The 17,800-nt window shown below is 70.2% G+C and carries 16 protein-coding genes; 7 read left to right on the top strand and 9 right to left on the bottom strand.

Annotated elements, in window-relative coordinates; genetic code table 11:
- The first annotated feature begins 115 nt into the window (after window positions 1-115).
- Complete coding sequence (locus ACLJQZ_RS27395; RefSeq protein ID WP_410622735.1) at window positions 116-961, top strand: hypothetical protein; 846 nt, start codon at window positions 116-118, stop codon at window positions 959-961.
- Between the two features lie 12 nt (window positions 962-973).
- On the opposite strand, the gene ACLJQZ_RS27400 is transcribed toward ACLJQZ_RS27395, so the two are convergent.
- Together ACLJQZ_RS27400 and ACLJQZ_RS27405 are read right to left on the bottom strand one after the other, a co-directional pair.
- Complete coding sequence (locus tag ACLJQZ_RS27400) at window positions 974-1,855, bottom strand: TIGR03854 family LLM class F420-dependent oxidoreductase (RefSeq protein WP_410622736.1); 882 nt, start codon at window positions 1,853-1,855, stop codon at window positions 974-976.
- Window positions 1,856-1,919: 64 nt separating this feature from the next.
- On the bottom strand, window positions 1,920-2,357 hold the full coding sequence (locus ACLJQZ_RS27405; protein ID WP_326948768.1) for a MarR family transcriptional regulator: 438 nt from the start codon (window positions 2,355-2,357) through the stop codon (window positions 1,920-1,922).
- A gap of 70 nt (window positions 2,358-2,427) precedes the next feature.
- Between ACLJQZ_RS27405 and ACLJQZ_RS27410 the strand changes: the two genes are divergently transcribed.
- Window positions 2,428-2,820 (top strand): DUF5313 domain-containing protein, encoded by a 393-nt coding sequence (locus ACLJQZ_RS27410; RefSeq protein ID WP_410622737.1) that lies wholly within the window; start codon window positions 2,428-2,430, stop codon window positions 2,818-2,820.
- Window positions 2,821-2,836: 16 nt separating this feature from the next.
- The gene (locus tag ACLJQZ_RS27415; RefSeq protein ID WP_410622738.1) at window positions 2,837-3,814 is read left to right on the top strand and encodes an RluA family pseudouridine synthase; all 978 of its coding nucleotides are present in this window, start codon (window positions 2,837-2,839) and stop codon (window positions 3,812-3,814) included.
- On the opposite strand, the gene ACLJQZ_RS27420 is transcribed toward ACLJQZ_RS27415, so the two are convergent.
- Window positions 3,795-4,397 carry a hypothetical protein gene (locus tag ACLJQZ_RS27420; protein ID WP_410622739.1) on the bottom strand — a complete coding sequence of 201 codons (603 nt, stop codon included), beginning with the start codon at window positions 4,395-4,397 and terminating at the stop codon, window positions 3,795-3,797. The two genes, ACLJQZ_RS27415 and ACLJQZ_RS27420, sit on opposite strands and share 20 nt — an antisense overlap.
- Before the next feature lie 217 nt (window positions 4,398-4,614).
- Between ACLJQZ_RS27420 and ACLJQZ_RS27425 the strand changes: the two genes are divergently transcribed.
- On the top strand, window positions 4,615-5,190 hold the full coding sequence (locus ACLJQZ_RS27425) for a dihydrofolate reductase family protein (protein ID WP_410622740.1): 576 nt from the start codon (window positions 4,615-4,617) through the stop codon (window positions 5,188-5,190).
- Window positions 5,191-5,233: 43 nt separating this feature from the next.
- A complete protein-coding gene (locus ACLJQZ_RS27430) occupies window positions 5,234-5,860 on the top strand; it encodes an alpha-ketoglutarate-dependent dioxygenase AlkB (RefSeq protein ID WP_410622741.1) in 627 nt (208 codons plus the stop codon).
- Between the two features lie 233 nt (window positions 5,861-6,093).
- Here ACLJQZ_RS27430 and ACLJQZ_RS27435 read toward each other — a convergent pair whose 3' ends face one another.
- Window positions 6,094-7,371, bottom strand: a complete 1,278-nt coding sequence (locus tag ACLJQZ_RS27435) for a cytochrome P450 (RefSeq protein WP_410622742.1) — start codon at window positions 7,369-7,371, stop codon at window positions 6,094-6,096.
- Between the two features lie 53 nt (window positions 7,372-7,424).
- Window positions 7,425-9,086: a peptide-N4-asparagine amidase gene (locus ACLJQZ_RS27440; protein WP_410622743.1), complete on the bottom strand. Its 1,662-nt coding sequence runs from the start codon at window positions 9,084-9,086 to the stop codon at window positions 7,425-7,427.
- Window positions 9,087-9,229: 143 nt separating this feature from the next.
- Between ACLJQZ_RS27440 and ACLJQZ_RS27445 the strand changes: the two genes are divergently transcribed.
- On the top strand, window positions 9,230-10,225 hold the full coding sequence (locus ACLJQZ_RS27445; protein ID WP_410622744.1) for a LacI family DNA-binding transcriptional regulator: 996 nt from the start codon (window positions 9,230-9,232) through the stop codon (window positions 10,223-10,225).
- A 1-nt stretch (window position 10,226) separates the two neighbouring features.
- Here ACLJQZ_RS27445 and ACLJQZ_RS27450 read toward each other — a convergent pair whose 3' ends face one another.
- Entirely contained in the window at window positions 10,227-11,069 is an 843-nt protein-coding gene (locus ACLJQZ_RS27450; protein ID WP_410622745.1) for a 1-aminocyclopropane-1-carboxylate deaminase/D-cysteine desulfhydrase, read from the bottom strand.
- Window positions 11,070-11,131: 62 nt separating this feature from the next.
- On the opposite strand from ACLJQZ_RS27450, the gene ACLJQZ_RS27455 reads away from it, so the two are divergent.
- Window positions 11,132-12,337, top strand: coding sequence for an MFS transporter (locus tag ACLJQZ_RS27455; RefSeq protein ID WP_410622746.1), 1,206 nt, complete (start codon window positions 11,132-11,134; stop codon window positions 12,335-12,337).
- A gap of 227 nt (window positions 12,338-12,564) precedes the next feature.
- Here the strand turns inward: ACLJQZ_RS27455 and ACLJQZ_RS27460 are convergent, their stop codons facing one another.
- Genes ACLJQZ_RS27460 through ACLJQZ_RS27470 form a run of 3 tightly spaced genes read right to left on the bottom strand, consistent with a single transcriptional unit; the run spans window position 12,565 to window position 17,794 of the window.
- Window positions 12,565-13,458, bottom strand: coding sequence for an ROK family protein (locus ACLJQZ_RS27460; RefSeq protein ID WP_410622747.1), 894 nt, complete (start codon window positions 13,456-13,458; stop codon window positions 12,565-12,567).
- Window positions 13,455-16,349 (bottom strand): glycosyl hydrolase 2 galactose-binding domain-containing protein, encoded by a 2,895-nt coding sequence (locus ACLJQZ_RS27465; protein ID WP_410622748.1) that lies wholly within the window; start codon window positions 16,347-16,349, stop codon window positions 13,455-13,457. Before ACLJQZ_RS27465 ends, ACLJQZ_RS27460 begins: the two co-directional genes overlap by 4 nt.
- Complete coding sequence (locus ACLJQZ_RS27470; protein ID WP_410622749.1) at window positions 16,346-17,794, bottom strand: APC family permease; 1,449 nt, start codon at window positions 17,792-17,794, stop codon at window positions 16,346-16,348. Before ACLJQZ_RS27470 ends, ACLJQZ_RS27465 begins: the two co-directional genes overlap by 4 nt.
- Between the last annotated feature and the right edge of the window lie 6 nt (window positions 17,795-17,800).

Here is a 17,800-nt window from a genome sequence, read left to right on the forward strand (position 1 = left end):
TGTCTACCGGTCGTCTCCGCGCAAGCGCAGGAAACACCGGAAGGATTACCCGAACGTACGAAATTCCTGGGTCCACGGCCCGGCTGGTCCGTCAGAATCAAATACAGCCGAGGCGATGCCCGACAGCCGCCGCTCTCGCTACGACCAGGAGGCCATGATCGTGTCCGCCGATGACGTGCTCGCCGAGCTTCCGCCCTACCGCGCCCTGCTGGTGGTGGACACCAAAGGATTCGGGAGCAATACGGACACCACCCAGGCGGTGGTGTCCGCCGCGATTCCGGATGTGCTCTCCCAGGCGTTCGAACGCGCCGGGCTGCGGGAGGTCTGGGACGAAGCACTGTTCCCGCACGGAACGGGTGACGGCTTCGGCATCGGTTTCGACCCGCGCTTCCTCCCTGCCGTCGTGACCCGACTCTTCGACGAGCTCCAGAAGGTCCTCTCCGAGCGGGACGCGCGACTCCGGGTAGCCGGCCGCGCCGTGCGCATGCGGATGCGGGCCAGCCTGAACGTCGGCCCGATCCTCGAGCCGGCTGCCGGGACGACTTCCGCGGTCGCGATCGGCAGTGCCGTGATCACCACCCATCGGCTGCTCGACGCCACCCCGGTGCGTGACCTGCTCGACCGATCGGACCCCGATGAAACGTTCCTCGCGGTGGCCCTGTCGCAGCGCGTCTTCGAGGACGTATTGGCGAGCCAGTACGCAAGACTACCGACGACACGAGTTGTTCCGGCCGACGTCCACGTCAAGGAGTATCGCGGCACCGTCTACCTGTACGTGCCGAATCCCAGCGGTGATCTGTTGCGGCGCGGAACCGGCGGCGACTACGAAAAAGAGCTGACGGCCGCCAAGGACACGATCGAAAGATCACTGCCGGGCACGACCATGAACGTCATTTCCGGGATGCAGAACGGAACCGCGATCCAGATCGGTCAGATGCACGGCGATCTGCGCCACCGCTGATCGCCGGCGCACTCAGTTCTGCAGCGGCACCAGTTCGGACTGGAACTTCTCCAGGAACCCGTCGAAATCCCCGTGCCCCGGCCGGATCACGAACTTGCTCAGGCCCGACTCGATGTGCTGCTCCACCAGCCGTCGCGCCTCCGGCCAGCTGGTCGCGATCAGGTCCGTCACCGGTACTCCCGGACGACGGCGGGCGGCCACGGACGTCAGCGCGTCGGGGAGGCCCTTGTCCGCCACCGCCAGGCTCAACCCGAAGTGGTCCTCTTCGATCTCCCGCCCGGCTTCGGAGGCCGCCCGCTGGATGGCCAGCCGGGCCGCGAGGGACTCCGCCGGCGTGTGGAAGCTGCCCAGCCAGCCGTCGGCGAGACGGCCCGCCCGGGCCAGGGCCGCCGGGGCGGTTCCGCCCAGCCAGACGTCCAGGGGCTTCGCCGGGCGGGGACCGAGGGTGACGCCCGAGACCTGGAAGAACTCGCCCTCGAACGAGACGTCGTCTTCGTCGAGCAGCCGTCGCAACAACGTCAGGGACTCGTCGAACACCGCCGCCCGGCGGCCCTCCTGGACCGGGAACAGGTCGTGCTCGGCCTTGCGCGCCGGGCGCAGGCCGAACACCGGGAGCACGCGTTTCGGCGCCAGGCCGGCCAGCGTGAGCAGCTGCTTGGCGACCAGGACCGGGTGGCGACCGGGCAAGATCGCGACGCCCGTGCCGACCTTCAGCTTCGACGTCCGCGCCAGCGCGTGCGCCATGCCGATCATCGGGTCGACTTCCGGTGAGTAGACCAGCTCCGACAGCCACAGCGAGTCGACGCCCGCCGCCTCCAGCCGCTCCGCCAGCCCGGCGAACTCCGCGGGCCCGGACCCCTGCGCCGGTGCGACGCCCAGCCTGATCTTCAGCACAACTGCCCCCTAGTTCGACTGAAGACCACAACGCTCCGGGGCGGCGGGGGCATTCCGCCGGAGCTCAGGCCGTGGCGGCGATGACCCGGCCCAGCGCGGCGTGCAGCGCCTCCAGCTCACCGAGGTCCATCCCCAGCTTTTCGACGACGCGGTACGGGATCTTCTCCGCTTCGGCCCGCAGCGCGCGCCCCTGGTCCGTCAGCTCGACCGTCAGCCGGCGCTCGTCGGACCGGCTCCGGGCGCGCGTGACGTAGCCGAGCGCCTCCAGGCGCTTGAGCAGCGGCGATAGCGTCGCCGGCTCGTGGCGGAGCGACGCGCCGAGGTCCTTCACCGACCGCGGCGACCGCTCCCACAGCGCGAGCAGCACCAGGTACTGCGGGTGGGTCAGGCCGTGCGGCTCCAGCAGCGGGCGGTAGATCGCGATCACGCTGCGCGAAGCCACCGACAGCGCGAAACACACCTGCCGGTCGAGCTTCAGCGGGTCCTCGCCCAGGTCGATCATGTCCCGATCCTACCGTGTCGCTGGTCGCACTAATGATTAGTGCACTAACGATTAGTGTACTCTGAGCTTCATGGAACGACCTGGTGTACTCCGCTGGTTCGGCTACGCGGTCGGCGTCCGGCTACCGGACCGCTACGGCGCATGGGTCCTGCACGACGCGACGTCGAAGCACTGGCGGGCCCGGTTCGTGCTCCAGCGGTCGATCGGCATCGTGCCGCTGTGCCTCGTCTGGCTGCTGCTGCCCGGCCCGATCGGGCTCCGGCTCTCGCTGGTCCTGATGGCCGCGCTGGTCGCGTACTTCTACTCCTGCGCGTACATGGAGGAGAGCATCGAGCACCGGCTCGGCCGGCACGGCTTCCCGCACGACACCGGCCGCCGCACCCGCGCCGAGGCGGCCGCGGCCGCCAACGCCGAGGCCACCGCCCGCTACATCGCGCGCTACCGGACCCCGACGGAGGGTTAGCTACAGTCGGGGCACGATGAGACGCAAGCTCCGGCCGCCGATCCCGCCCCGCCACGGGCTCGACCCCGCCCGGCTGAAACTGCCCGCCGAGGGCGACTGGCCGACGCTGCTGGCCCACCTCGTCGACCGGCTGCCGCGGGAGACGCCGGACCGCATCGAGCAGATGCTGCGCGAAGAACGCATCCACGGCCTCGACGGCCCGCTGGGCGTGGACACGCCGTTCGAGCCCGGCTCGTTCATCTGGTTCCACCGCGACCTGCCGGACGAGGTGCCGGTGCCGTTCACCATCGACGTCGTGCACCGCGACGAGCACCTGCTGGTCGTCGACAAGCCGCACTTCCTCGCCACCATCCCGCGCGGGAAGCACGTCCTCGAGACGACGCTCGTGCGCCTCCGCCGCGACCTCGACCTGCCGCAGCTGTCCCCCGCGCACCGGCTGGACCGCGTCACCGCCGGGCTCGTGATGTTCGTGATCACCCCGGAAACGCGCGGCAAGTACCAGACGCTGTTCCGGGATCGCAAGGTGCACAAGGAGTACGAGGCGATCGCGCCGCATGACCCCGCGCTCGAGCTGCCGCGGACCGTGCGGAGCCGGATCCTCAAGGAACGCGGGGTGCTCGCCGCGCGGGAGGTGCCGGGCGAGCCGAACGCCGAGACGTACGTCGAGCTGCTCGAGTACCGCGACGGCCTGGGCCGCTACCGCCTCGCGCCGTCGACCGGCCGGACGCACCAGCTGCGGGTGCACCTCAGCGGCCTGGGCATCCCGATCCTCGGCGACGACTTCTACCCCGACCTGGTCGAAACCCCGCTCGACGACTTCACCAAGCCGTTGCAGCTGCTGGCGAAGGTGCTCGACTTCGACGACCCGCTGACCGGCGCGCACCGCCGGTTCACCAGCAGGCGGCGGCTGACCGCCTGGGACGACCTCGACGCGTGGGCGGCGCCCCCGGCGTGCACCGGGGGCGCCGGACCCGCTACTTGTGCCAGAACTTGACGCCGCTCCACGTCACCGTGATCGGACCCGCGCCGCTCGAAGTCCGGTAGCTGCCGAACTTGTCGTAGTAGCTGCCGCTCGGGCTCGAGATCGCCTGCTTCAGCGAGCCGTTCAGGTACACCTTGTGCGAGCTGCCGACCTGGTTGATCGTGTTGACCTTCACCGACGTGCCGACGGTCGCGCCGCTGCCCAGCGTCGCCCCGCCTTCCACGGCGTACATCCGGCCGCCCTTCTCGACCGCCAGCAAGAAGTACGGCCCGGAGTCCGAGCCGTCCCGGAAGGTCTGCTTGAGACTGATCCGGGTGCCGGTCATGCTGGTGATCTTGAAGGAGCCCTCGAACTGGTGGGTGCCGCCCGTGTAGGTGTCGTAACGGCGTTCCGCCCGCTGCTCACCGCTGCTGCTGGAGCAGGTGAGCTTGAAGGTGAGCCCGGACGTCGAGCCGCAGCCGACGTTCTGCGTCTTGTAGCCCGGCGAGTCCGAGGTCCACGTACCGCCTCCGACCTGGGCTTCCGCCGCCGGGGCGAGCACCGCCAGCCCCGCCGCGACCGTCACGAGCACTCCCGCACCGCGAAGTCTGCGCACCGTCCAACCTCCTGTGTGACCAGAGGCGGCGGTGACCGGTCACAGGTTCAGACCTTTGTCCGGCTGGGGAAGACTGTACGAGCCGGGGCGGCCCGCGGACAAGACCCACTTCCGCACGGACGGGTACGTCGGAAGTTTTCGGGCGCGGCTTGTCGAATCCGGCGTCCGCCGTTCGACACACTCGCAGAAGCACGATCGGAACCCCGAGGAGCACCGCATGCGCACCCTGATCTCCACCTCGTTCGTCTCGCTCGACGGCGTCGTCGAAGGACCCGGCGGCGAGCCGGGCTACCGCAACTCGGGCTGGACCTTCAAGGACGTCGAGTTCGAGCCCGCCGCCTACGAGATCAAGGGCAGCGAGCAGGAGGAAGCCACCGCCCTGCTGCTGGGCCGGGTCAGCTACCAGACGTTCGCGCCGGTGTGGCCGGGGATGACCGTCGAGTTCGCCGGCTACAACGCGATGCCGAAGTACGTCGTGTCGACCACGCTGCAGGAGTCCGACCTGGTGACGAACTGGGGCGAGACCACCATCCTCCGCTCGCTGGCCGACGTCGCCGCGCTCAAGGAGACCGAGGGCGGGCCGATCATCGTCAACGGCAGCGCCGCCCTGAACCAGGCGCTGTCCGACGCCGGCCTGATCGACCGCTACCACCTGCTGGTCTTCCCGGTCCTGCTCGGCGCGGGCAAGCGGCTGTTCAGCGGCACCGACAAGGACAAGCAGAACCTGAAGCTGGTCAGCAGCGAGGCCTACGGCAGCGGCGTCCAGAAGCTGGTCTACGACGTCGTGCACTGACATTCACTAGAACAGGTGTTCGATCTTGGTGTAAGGTGAGGTCATGAACCCGGGTCTCCAGTCTTCGCTGTTCGGCACCCAGGGCTCGATTTCGCTGCGCCCGCTCGCCCCGGAGCGGACCGACCTCGGGGCGGGCGCGTGGGTGGACATCCAGCCCGGCTGGCTCGAGGGTGCCGACGAGCTCTTCGCCGCGCTCGTCGAAGGCGTGCCGTGGCAGGCCGAGAAGCGCAAGATGTACGACCGGGTCGTCGCCGTGCCGCGGCTGCTGAGCTACTACCGCGAGAACGTGCCGCTCCCCCACCCCGCGCTCACCGCGGCGCGGGATGCGCTGAGCAAGCACTACCTGCGGGAGCTGCGGGAGCCGTTCCGCACGGCAGGCCTGTGCTACTACCGCGACGGCCGGGACAGCGTGGCCTGGCACGGCGACCGCATCGGCCGCGGCGCCCGCGAGGACACGATGATCGCGATCCTCTCGGTCGGCGCGGCCCGCACCCTGGCGCTACGCCCGCGCGGAGGCGGCGGCAAGACCCTGGCCCGCCCGCTGGGCCACGGCGACCTCCTCGTGATGGGCGGCAGCTGCCAGCGCACGTGGGAGCACTCGATCCCGAAGACGGCCAAGCCGGTCGGGCCGCGGATCAGCGTGCAGTTCCGGCCGCGCGGGGTGAACTGACGATCCTGTCGGAGCCTGGCCTTCACCTTCGCCGGCTTGGCCGCCATCCCGTTCGAGTACGACCCGGACGTACCCGGCACCCGCCCCACCGAGGGCAACCGGACCTGACGTCGGTGACCATCCGGGCCCCGGCGGCCGGCGCGATCCACAAAGGACTCGCTCCATCTCGGTACGCCGGGAAGCGGGTACGCCCTCGCCGGACCGCCGCCCCGGAGGCCGTGCCGCGTCGGGGCTCAGTCGACCAGGACCGGGAGCTCGTCCAGACCGTACACAATGGACACCTTGCGGAACGCCAGCTCCTCGGCCGGCACGGCCAGGCGCAGGTTCGGGAACCGGCGCACCAGTGCGGGATACGCCGTGCGCAGCTCCATCCGGGCCAGCTCGGCGCCGATGCAGCGGTGGATGCCGTAGCTGAACGCCAGGTGCGACGTCGGCTCGCGGGTGGCGTCGAACTTCTCCATGTCCGGGCCCAGTTTCGGGTCGCGGTCCGCGACCGACAGCGACACCAGCACGATGTCGCCCTCGGCGATGTGGACGCCGCCGATCTCCATGTCCTGCTTGGCGAACCGCGGGAACGCCATCTGGACGACCGTCAGGTAACGCAGCAGTTCCTCGACGAACCGGTGCACGGACTCGTCGTCGCCGCGGACGGCGTCGAACGCTTTCTCGTCGCGCAGCAGCACCAGCGCGCCGAGGGCGAGCATGCTCGCCGTGGTCTCCAGGCCGCCGGTGAGCACGCCGTCGGCGAGCCCGGCCAGCTCGCGGTCGGAGATCTCGTCGCCGTGTTCCTTGATCAGCATGCCGAGCAGGCCGTCGCCGGGCTCTTCGCGCTGCTTCTTCACGATGTCGAGCAGGTAGGTCAGCGACTCCGTCATCGCGCCGAGCGACGCGCTGGCGCCGCCGAAGAGGTCGAACCGCGCGGTGCTCAGCCGCTGGAAGTCCTCGCGGTCCTCGTAGGACACGCCGAGCAGCTCGCAGATGGTGAGCGACGGGATCGGCAGCGCGAACGCCTGCCACAGGTCGACCGGGCCGTCGGTGGCGGCCATCGCGTCGAGCTGCTCGGCGACGATCTCGTCGATGCGCGGGGTCAGCCTGCCCAGCCGGCGCATCGTGAACTCGGGTGTGAGCAGCTTGCGCAGCCGGGTGTGCACCGGCGGATCCGCGAACCCGAGGCCGCCCGGGTTCTGGTCCTCGGTCACCCCGGCGCTGCCCACCAGGTTGGTGAAGTCGCTGGAGAACCCGGTCACCTTGCCGAGGACGGCCTTCGCCTCGTCGTACCCCGTGACCAGCCAGGCGTTCATCCCGAACGGCAGGTCGAGCTTGCTGATCGGGGCCTCGGCCCGGGTGACGCCGAGCTCGGCGACCGGATCGAGGCCGTCACGCTTGAGCGGCAGCAGCGCCGAATCCGGCAGGAAGGACGACATCTTCTCGAGGTCGAAGCCCTTTTTCGACTGCCGCGCGAGGTAGCGTCGGCCGACCCAGCCCAGGACCCGTGAGCGGAGACTCCCCATGTCTCCGACAGTACCCCACTAGCCCGATCGGGTGAGCGGCAGCGAGACGGGGTTCACCTTCGCGGCGGTAGCTCCCGGTTTTCGGTGATCTGTCCGTGTTGGCCGGCGATGTAGTGCAGATACGGCCGGCCCGCGTCGTCGGCTCCCGTGTAGAGCGTCTTGGACTGCCCGTCGGCTTCGGTGTTGACGCCGTTGGTCCGCGCCAGCACGCCGGACGCGGACAGCCACTCGCGCGACGCCCGCACCGGGCGCCACGACCGGCCGTCGCCGGTCAGGTCGCCGAGGATCTTGGTCATCTCGGCGGCGCCGGAGATCCGCAGGTTCTGGTCGTCGGTGATGTTCGCGGTGGCGTCGGTGGTCAGCGGGTAGGACCAGGTGTGCCGGTCGCCGGACCGGACCCGGCCGTCCACAGTGGACGTCGAGGTCTGCTGGCCCGAGTCGGCCTGGACGACGTGCTGGGTGAAGCCGCCGCCGGTGACGTCGTCGCTGTTGCGGTAGTCGCGGGTGCGCTCGACGCGGGTGTAGACGCGCCCCGCCGACGTGTCGACGTAGCCCGCGGTGACGTCGTGGCGCTTCGCCGTGACCGTCGCGTTGACGCCGCCGGCGATGTCCTTCACCGTCGTCTGCCGGACCGGCGCCGCCGCGACGTCGTCCTGGGTCAGCGCGCCGGACGTCCGCGCGGCGTGGTCGTCGGTGTAGAGCAGCAGGGTGGGCACGACCGTCCACTCGCCGCCGATGTCCGGCACGGTGAACGACAGGTCGTGCGCGCCGCCGTCGACCAGCTTGCCCACGAACGGCGTGACGTCGTACGTCTCGGAATGGAGACTGAACGTGTCGATCGCCACGATCGGGCGCCACAGCTGCGGCACGATCCCGCCGGAGTAGATGTGCGGGAAGGTGAACGCCGACCCGGCGGCCGTCCCGTCGATCGCGAAGTTCGCCTCGCGGTAGGGCCCGTGGCCGCACATCCCCGCCGCCGGGTACTTCGCCGAGACCTCGTCCGGGACGTCGTCGAACCACTGCTCGTCGCAGGCGTGGCCTTCGAGCGTCACCTCGAGCTGCGCGCGGGTGATGTTGCGCGGCAGGTCCTTCGCGGTGAAGTGGACGGTCGGCGCCGCGGGGGTCGCGTCGGCGTGGCCCATCCCGGCGACGTGGTCGGCGACGTCGGGCGCCGGGTGTTTCCGGTCGGCGCGGTAGTAGGTGAGCGTCACGGTCTGGGCGTAGACGCCGGTGTAGACGTCGGAGGTGAAGTTCTCGATGCCGCCGCGGAAGGGCTGCGGGGTGCGCAGCAGCGCGGCGTACGGCGTGAGGTCCTTGTCGAAGTGGTAGGTGATCGGGCGGTTGCCCTCGCCGCTGGGCTCCTCGGTGGTCCCCCACCAGACCTCGGCGTCGCCGATCTTCAGGTCGCCGATCCGGTCGTACTGCCGCCCGCTGACGGTGACGGTCTGGTCCATGACGACCTTCGCCCACGGCCCGGCGCAGGCCTTCGGCGGCGTGAGGGTGCCTTGGTAGAACTGCGAGGTGCCGTCGGCGGCGTTGGAGCGGAAGGCGTCGGCGAGCGTGACGGTGCAGTGCTGCGTGTCCGGCCGCGTCACCGCGGGCGCCGCGAGCACGGGATCGTCGGTGTCGTGTTCGAGGACGGGATCGGCCGAGGCGATGCCCCCGGACACCGCCGTCATCAGCACCAGCGACAGGACGATCGTGAAGATCCGCACCCGGACTCCTCCCAGTGGCAGGAACGCGAGACGAATCCTAGTACCGCGATCATGCGACGAACGGTGGGAAATGACCAGGGTGAGACATTCGCTGAAACGTTTCATCCGCATGATAGGATCGGCTTTTCTCCAGAGGGGGTGCGGTGGTCGGCATCAAGGACGTCGCCAAGCAGGCCGGCGTCTCGATCGGCACGGTGTCCAATGTGGTCAACCGGCCGCACGTGGTCGCGACCGCCACCCGCAACCGGGTGCTCTCGGTCATCGAAGAGCTCGGCTACGTCCGCGACGAGTCCGCGCGGCAGCTGCGTGCCGGCAGCAGCCGGATCATGGGGCTGCTGGTGCTGGACCTCGGGAACCCGTTCTTCGTCGACGTCGCCCGCGGGGCCGAGCAGGCCGCGCACGCCGAAGGCCTCAACATCATCACCTGCAACAGCGGGCAGCGCTCCGACCTCGAAGCGTCCTACCTGGCGATGTTCGCCGAACAGCGGGTCCGCGGGGTGCTACTGAGCCCGGTCGGGGCGACGAGTGAGGCGCTGCACGCGTTCCGGCGCAGTGGCACGCCGTACGTCTTCGTCGACCGCAAGGCCCCGACGTCCGAAGCGAGTTCGGTGGCGGTGGACGACATCGCCGGCGGCGCGCTCGGCGCCCGGCACCTGCTGGAGACCGGCCACGAGCGGATCGCGTTCGTCAACGGCCCGGCCATCCTCGCCCAGTGCCGCGACCGCGAGCAGGGCGTCCGCTCGGTGCTGGGGAGTTCGGCGGCGGAGCTGACGGTGCTGGAGGGGCTCGGCCTGGACGTCGCGTCGGGGCGCGACGCGGGTTCCCGGCTGCTCGGCATGAGTCCCCGGCCGACGGCGGTGTTCTGCGCCAACGACCTGCTCGCGCTGGGCGTGCTGCAGGCGATGGTGGGCGCGGGCGTGCGCGTCCCGGAGGAGATGGCGATCGTCGGCTACGACGACATCGAGTTCGCGGGCGCGGCGGCGGTCCCCCTGACGTCGGTCCGGCAGCCGGCGCAACGGCTCGGGCGCACCGCGGCGGAGCTGCTGCTGGCCGAGACGGCGGACACGACGACGGAACGCCAGGCCGTGGTGTTCACCCCGGAGCTGGTCGTCCGCGAGTCGACCCGGGTGCGCCGCTGACCTACCCGGCGACGACGGCCACGATCGTCGCCCCGGGAGGGAAGCCGCCACGGCGGATCCGCTGCAAGAGGCCGTACATCATCTTCGCCTCGTAGACCCAGTTGAGCCGGAGGTCGTGCCGGGCCTCGAAACCGTCGATGAACGCGTCGAGGTCCGGGGTGCGGCGGGCGAAGCCGCCGAAGGCGAAGTCCGCGTCGATCGACCAGTCTCCGCGACGGCCGCCGTAGGTCTCGGTCTGCAGCCGCGTGACGTCGGCGTCGAGGAAGCCGCCGTTCAGCGCGGAGAAGCCGAGGGCGCGCTGCCCGGGCGCGAGGGCGGCGGCGATCCCGGCCAGCGTCGTGCCGGTGCCGCACGAGCAGGCGACGACGTCGAACGGGACGTCGATCTCGGCGACCAGTTCCGCGCAGCCGCGGACGCCCGCGGGGTTCGCACCGCCTTCCGGGATCAGGAAGAACTCGCCCCACCGGCGGCGCAGGGCGGGCAGCGCCTCGGTCTTCGCCCGGTACGCCGTGCGGTCGAGGTAGGTCAGTTTCATGCCGTAGGCGACGGCCGCGCGCAGGACGTCGTTGAGCGGCCGGTGCTCCTCACCACGCACGACGCCGACCGTCTCGAAGCCGAAGTAGTGCCCGGCGGCGGCCGTGGCGAGCAGGTGGTTGGAGTAGGCGCCCCCGAAAGTCAGCAGCCTCTTCGCGCCCGCCGCGTCCCGGAGGTTGTGCTTGAGCTTGCGCCACTTGTTGCCGAGCAGCTCGGGGTGGATCAGGTCGTCGCGCTTGAGGAGGACGCGCACGCCGAGGCCGGGTTCCCGCAGCTCGACCAGCGGCGATGGCACCCGGAGCTGATCCACGGTGATCAGCCTAGAGCGTAAATCGCTTGGGTCGGGCGCGATCGTTAGGCAAGGTAACGATCATGACCAGCAGATGGGTACGGCTGCAGGCCGTCGCGGTGTCCGGTTCGGCCTGTGAGGGACTGTTGCTGGCGGCGCTGCCCCTGCTGGCCGTGTCGATCACCACCGATCCGCGCGAGGTGTCGCTGGTCAACGTCTTCGGGCAGGCGCCGTGGCTGCTGTTGTCGCTGTTCGCCGGAGTGCTCATCGACCGCGTGCGGCGGACCACCGTGCTCGCCTGGGCGTACGCCGTGCAGGTCGGGACCGCGCTGGTGCTGGCCACGATCACCACGGCCGGGGCGCTGACGCTGCCCGCGCTGCTCGTCATCGCGTTCGTCATCACCTCCGCGCAGGTGCTCGGGGACGGCGCGAGCGGCGCGCTCGTGCCCGAACTGGTCGCGCCCGACCGGCTGGCCCACGCCAACGCGCGGCTGACGGTGATCGACCGGGGCGTGGTGCAGTTCATCGTGCCGCCGGCGACCGGGTTCCTGATCGCCGTCGGCACCGGGGCCCCCGCGTGGCTCGCCGCCGCGTTCGCGCTGGTCGCGCTGGTGCTGGCGCGGCGAATCCCGTCCGAGTCGATCGTCGCCGCGCGGACGCACCCGCTGCGTGACCTCTCGGCCGGGCTCCGGCACCTGGTCCGGACGCCGCTGCTGCGGTCGATCACGATCAACGTCGCGCTGGGCTCGTTCGCCGCGAGTGCCGGCAACTCGATGTTCGTGCTGTACGCGACGCAGATCCTGCACGTCGGCTCGGTCGGGTACGGCCTGCTGCTGGCGTGTCTCGCGATCGGCTGGGTGCTGTCGTCGTTCGTGGTGCAGCGGATCGTCGACCGGCTCGGCTACTCGTGGTCGATGCGGCTCGCGCAGGGCCTGGGCGCGGTGTCGCCGCTGCTGCTGGCCGTGCTGCCGCCGTGGCCGCCGCTGATCGGGGCGGTGCTGGTGTTCATGACCTCGACGGTGCTGGTCTGGAACGTGTGTTCGCAGTCCAGCCGCCAGCGTTTCACGCCGGCCCCGCTGCTGGGCCGCGTGCTGACGAGCCACCGCGCGCTGGCCTGGGGCCTGACGCCACTGGGAGCGTTGACCGGCGGCCTGGTCGCGGCCCACTGGAGCCTGCGCGGGGTGTGGGTGATGGTCGCGGCGATCCAGGCGGTGAGCGCGGTCCTCGTGTGGTTCCAGCTGTCGCCGGAGGCCTTCCGCCGCACCGAACTGGCCGCCGCCGAAGCCTGACGCCGCCGTGTTGGCCGCTCCCGCCGCCGTGTTGGCCGCTCCCGCCGCCGTGTTGGCCGCTCCGGTCAGCGAGTTGGCCATTCCGGGGAACGCAACAAGCCTGGGGAGCGATCGAAACGGCCAACACGATCGCCGGAACGGCCAACACGGCGACCGGAATGGCCAACACGGCCCAGGTTGATACCGGGTGGCGTGCCGGGTCGGGGCACCGGCACGCCACCCGGTCGTTACTGGTCCCCCAGGGCCAGGGCGATCGCGCCCAGCAGCGCCGCGTCCTGGTCGAAACGCGCCGCCACCAGCTCCGGGGGGAACGGGACCGCGGACGCGAGCCGGGACGCCAGGGCCGGCAGCAGCACGTCGGCCGAGCGGACCAAACCCCCGCCCACCGCGATGCGCTGGGGGTCCAGGGCCAGCGCCAGGTTGGCCACGTGCATCGACAGCTCGTCGAGCGCCGCGGTCACCAGCTCCTTGGCCTCGGCGTTCTCCTTGGCCAGGGCGAACAGCTCGCCCGCGGCGACCGGGCGGCCGAGCAGACTGCTCGCCCGGCCGCCCAGCCCACGCCCACCGACGGCTTCCTCCAGCGGCGCCGCTCCGCTGGCGAAACCCTCGGTGTCCTGCGGCGAGAGCAGGTTGTACCCGATCTCACCCGCAGCTCCGTTGGCGCCGGTCAGCAACCGGCCGCCGACCAGTACCGCCGCGGCGATACCGGTGCCCAGCGAGAGGAACACGGCCGGATCGGTCCCGGCCAGCGCGCCCCAGCGCCATTCCGCGAGGGCCGCCGCCTTCGCGTCGGTCCCGACCGAGATCGGCACGCCCGGGAACTCCGCCGCCACCAGCTCCGCCAGGTGCAGCTGCTCCCAGCCCGGCACGTTCGGCGCGAGCAGGATCCGATCCGGCAGCACGATCCCCGGACTGACGACGCCGATCGCGGTGGGCACTGCGCCCGCCTCGGTCAGGAGCGAACGAGCCCCGGCGAGCGCCCGCACGACCACCTGGTCGGCTCCCGCCTGCGCGTCGGTGTCCAGCCGGCAGGTGGCCAGCAGGTTCCCGTCGTGGTCGGCGAGCCCCAGCGCCACTTTCGTGCCGCCGAAGTCGATCCCGAGAATCACTTCGTCAGTCACTCCCTGGTCCCCTCGATCTGCGGCGGCACCGCCGCGTCCCCGTGGTGGCCGTGCCCGCCGGCCGCCCCCACCACGATCCGGCCGGTGTTGAACCCGTCGACGCTGATCACCGGCGCGGCGCCACGCAGGTCCGACGCCTTGTAGGTGACGGTCAGCGTCTGCGACTGGCCCGGCCACAGCGTGATGTCGTTGTCGTCCCAGGTCGCGGCCGCGAGCTGGTTGTCACCGCCGGCCTCGTGCCCGTCCGGCGTGCCGCGGCGGACGTCGGCCCGCAGGAAGAAGCCGACCGCGGGGGTCTTCGACGTGTTGGTGACGGTGACCGTGGTGACGGTGTCGTCACCGTCCGGCCCGCGTCCCGGCTTCGTCGAGGCGACGGCGCTGACCTGCGACTTCGGCAGGTCCTGCAGCGCCTGCAGGTTGCTGTACTGCGACAGCGTGGCCTGCGGGTTGCCGAGTGTCTTGCCCCAGTCGACGACGTCCTTCTGCGTGGAGAGCCAGTAGACGTTCCGGTCGACGACCTTGCCGCCCTGCTTCACCTGCAGCTCGACGAAATACACCTTCGCGGGAGCCGGCGCCTTCGTCTCGGCCGGCACCTTCGGCTTGAGGACGCCGGTCTTGACGCCCTGCGAGCCCAGCGAGAGCCCGGACGCGGTCTGGTCGTCGAGGACCTTGCCCGCGGTGTCGAGCACGCGGGCCTGCACCGAAAGCCCGGACTGCGTGCCGGCCCCGAGGTTGTCCAGGGTGACGGACCCGTTGTCGTAGCCGTAGATCGCGTGCAGCGGCTTGTTGGCCTTCTTGGCGCCGAAGAACGCGCCGGCCTGGTCGCCGTCGTCGTTGTAGAGCGACCACAGCAGCGTCGGCCAGCCCTTGTTCAGCTGCCAGTAGACGACGCCCGTCGCGGGGTTGTCCTTGTCCGTCGAGTGGTGCAGGAAGGACTCGAACTGCGAGCGGGTGTTCTCGTAGTTCGCGATGTTCGCGAGGTCCACATAGGACTTGAGCGAGTTCCACTTGCCGTACCGCCGGCTGATCGACTGGTCGAGCGTGTACAGCGTGCCGAACGCGTAGCCGCCGTGGTCGGGCTCGAAGTTGGCGTGGTACTGGTTGTACGCCGGGTCCTGCCACAGCTTCGCCTGCTCGGTCGGCGAGAGGAACCGCTTGATCGAGTCGAGCGTCGGCACGGTGTGCCCGGCGCTCTGCTCGCTCGCGAAACCCCACGAGCCGCCCGCGTTGGTCCGCGACGAGTCGTCCGCGTCGAAGTGCGACGTGTCGTACCAGTACGACGGCGGGACCCAGTCGTACGGGCCTTCCTTCTCCCCCGAGTTGCCCAGCGTCGGCGTGCTCTTGTACTCCGCCGAAGCGATCACCGGCACCTGGAAGTCGGCTTCTTTGAACGCCTTGAGCGTCTCGCTCTCCTGGCGCGGCACCGGCTCGTTGTCGCTCCAGCCGTAGTTGAAGACGCTCGGGTGGCTCCGCTCCAGCTGCCCGATCGTGTAGGCCGAGTCGTGCATGATCCGGTAGTCGCGCTCGGTCAGCGTCGAAGCGTCCTCGGGCTGCCAGGCGTCACAGCAGATGAATCCGCCGATCACGAGCAGCCCGGCGCGGTCGGCCTGCTCGTAGAAGTCCTGCGGCATGTCGTGGCCCTCGAGCCGGACGCCGGACAGGCCCATGTTCTTGATCAGCGCGATCTGGTGCGCGGTGTCGGCCTTGTCGTAGCGCAGGAAGAGGTCCGGCGCGAAGCCGCCGCCGCGGAACACGAAGTCCTTGCCGTTGATGGCGAACTGCCGCGCGCCCTCGGGCAGCGGCACCGACTTCCCGACCAGCCGCGAGGTCACCGTGCGGATGCCGAAGGTGCTCTTCGACGACGTCGACAGCGTCCCGTTCTGCGAGACCGCGGTGGTCAGCGTGTACAGCGGCTGGTCGCCCATCGAGTAGGGCCACCAGACCTTCGGCTTGCTGATCTTCACCGGCGCGAACGTCACGGTCCGCTTGGTGTTCGCCGGGATCGTCGCGCGCTGCTTGACGACGATCGGCGCACCCGAGGGCGGCGTGATCGTCGCGGCGACGTCCCCGGTCTGGGCGGTGGCCGCGTTGTTGGTGACGTCGACCTTCACCGTCAGCGAAGAGCTGGACAGGTCGGCCGCGTTGTCCTGCACGACGTGCGCGTTGTCGCCGGTGAGCGCGTCGGACACCTGCAGGGTCGGCGGGAACTGGATGCCGGTGTTGTTGTCCGGCGGGATCTGGCCCCAGTCGACCTGGTCGAGGGTGTACATCTTCGACGGGTCGTTCGGGTAGACCTTGATCGCCAGGGTGTTCTTGCCCGGCTTCACCAGCTTCGAGACGTCGAAGGTGTGCCCGGCGTACGCGCCGCTCACGATGTCCTTCGACGCCACCAGCTTGCCGTTCACCCAGACGTCGCCCTCGCCGACGATGCCCGGGATGGTCAGCTTCGCGCTCTGGCCGGCGTGGAAGTCCGGGGCGAAGTCGGTGCGGTACCACCACGGGTCGGAGAACGGCTTGGTGACGACGGGGCCGACCGAGGTGACGTACCCGAAGCACTTGCGCATGTTGTCCGAGACGAAGACGTCCGGGCACTTGCCGTTCTGCACCAGCGCGTTGATCTCGGTGCCGGGCGCGCCGGCGTCGTCCGGCTTCACCGGCAGCCAGCCGTGGGTGGCGTACCCGGGCGTGGAGACCTTGTCCCCGCCGTCCTTGACGCTCGCGGTGGTCAGCACCTGCCAGCCCCGCGCGCCGAGGGTGCTCAAGCCGTGCGGCCTGGCCGTTTCCTGCTGAGCGGGTTCTCGAGCAGAGGCCGGCGCGGCCACGCTCAGCACCCCGGGCACCAGGAGCAGCGCCGTGACGGCGGCGATCCTGGCCTTGGGCGACTTCGTCATGCCTGAGCCCCTTCGGTTTCGGTGGAGGCGAACGCTTCCTTGATCTCCTTGGGCCCGAACGGCCAGGTCTTCTCGGTCTTCGCGTAGATCAGGTAGGCGATCCCGCCGAGGACGAGCCAGCCCACGGACAGCCCGATCGACAGCGGAGTCGCGGAGACGTAGATGTAGACCCAGCCGACGAGCGCGAGCAACGTCGGGAACGGGTAGAGCCACTGGCGGTAGGGCCGCTTCAGGTCCGGCTGCCGGCGGCGCAGCACGACGATCGCGGCGACCTGGGCCAGCGACTGGATGATCACCAGGGTCGCGACCGCCGCGTTGATCACGTCGGTCAGGGTGAACAGCGAGCCGACGATCGTGATGGCGCCCATCGTGAGCACCCCCGCGGTCGGCAGGTTGAGCTTCGGGTGCAGCTTGGCGAACACCGACAGGAACACCTTGTCGCGCGCGGCTTCGAACGGCACGCGCGAGCCGCCGAGCAGGCCGGCGAACACCGAGCCGATGGCCGCGACGACGATGAAGACGGTCACGATCTTCGCCGTGGTGGTGCCCCAGGCCTGTTCGAGCACGGTGGAGGCGACCGACGTCGCGTTCTTCAGCTCCTCCAGCGGGATCGAGCCGAGCACGCCGACCTGCAGCAGGAAGTAGAGGGCCATGATGCCCACGATCGAGAAGATGATCGACCGCGGGAGCGTCCGGCCCGGCGTGCGGACCTCGCCGCCGAGGTAGGCGCTGGTGTTGTAGCCGAGGTAGTCGTAGATCGCGATGATCAGGCCGGCGCCGAGGCCGCCCCAGAACGTGCCGTCACCGGCGGAGCTGAACGCACCCGGCGTGAACGCGAACGCCTGCGAAGCGCTGAAGTGCGTCGCGGCCGCGACGATCGTGGTGAGCACCGCGATCAGCATGACCACGAACAACACCGTGGTCAGCTTGCCGATCTGGCCGATCTTGCGGAACAGCGCCAGCACGATGAGCAGCGTGACGCCGATGCCGATGATCTTGCCCAGCGCGGTGACCCCGCCGTCGTCGGTGACGCCCGGGATCAGGTAGCCGAGGTACTGAACCAGCCCGATGATGCCGGTCGACATGATCAGCGGGATGAACAGCACCGCGCTCCAGACGAACAGGAACGGCATCAGCCGCCCGGTGCGGTACTGGAACGCTTCGCGCAGGTAGAGGTAGGTGCCGCCGGCGCCCGGCATGGAAGCGCCGAGTTCGGCCCAGATGAGCCCGTCGGCCAGTGCGACGATCGCCCCGATGACCCAGCCGAACATCGCCTGCGGGCCGCCCATCGTCGCGACCATGGCGGGGATCGTGACGAACGGGCCGATACCGCACATCTGGGTCATGTTGATCGCGGTGGCCTGCAGCGGGCCGATCTTGCGTTCAAGGGCGGGCTGCGGGGAAACCGTGGCCCCGGAGTCCCCTGAACGAGTGGGTGAACTCACGACGTG

Origin of the sequence: Amycolatopsis sp. cmx-8-4 (assembly GCF_046548675.1) — a bacterium.
Taxonomy (GTDB): Bacteria; Actinomycetota; Actinomycetes; order Mycobacteriales; family Pseudonocardiaceae; genus Amycolatopsis.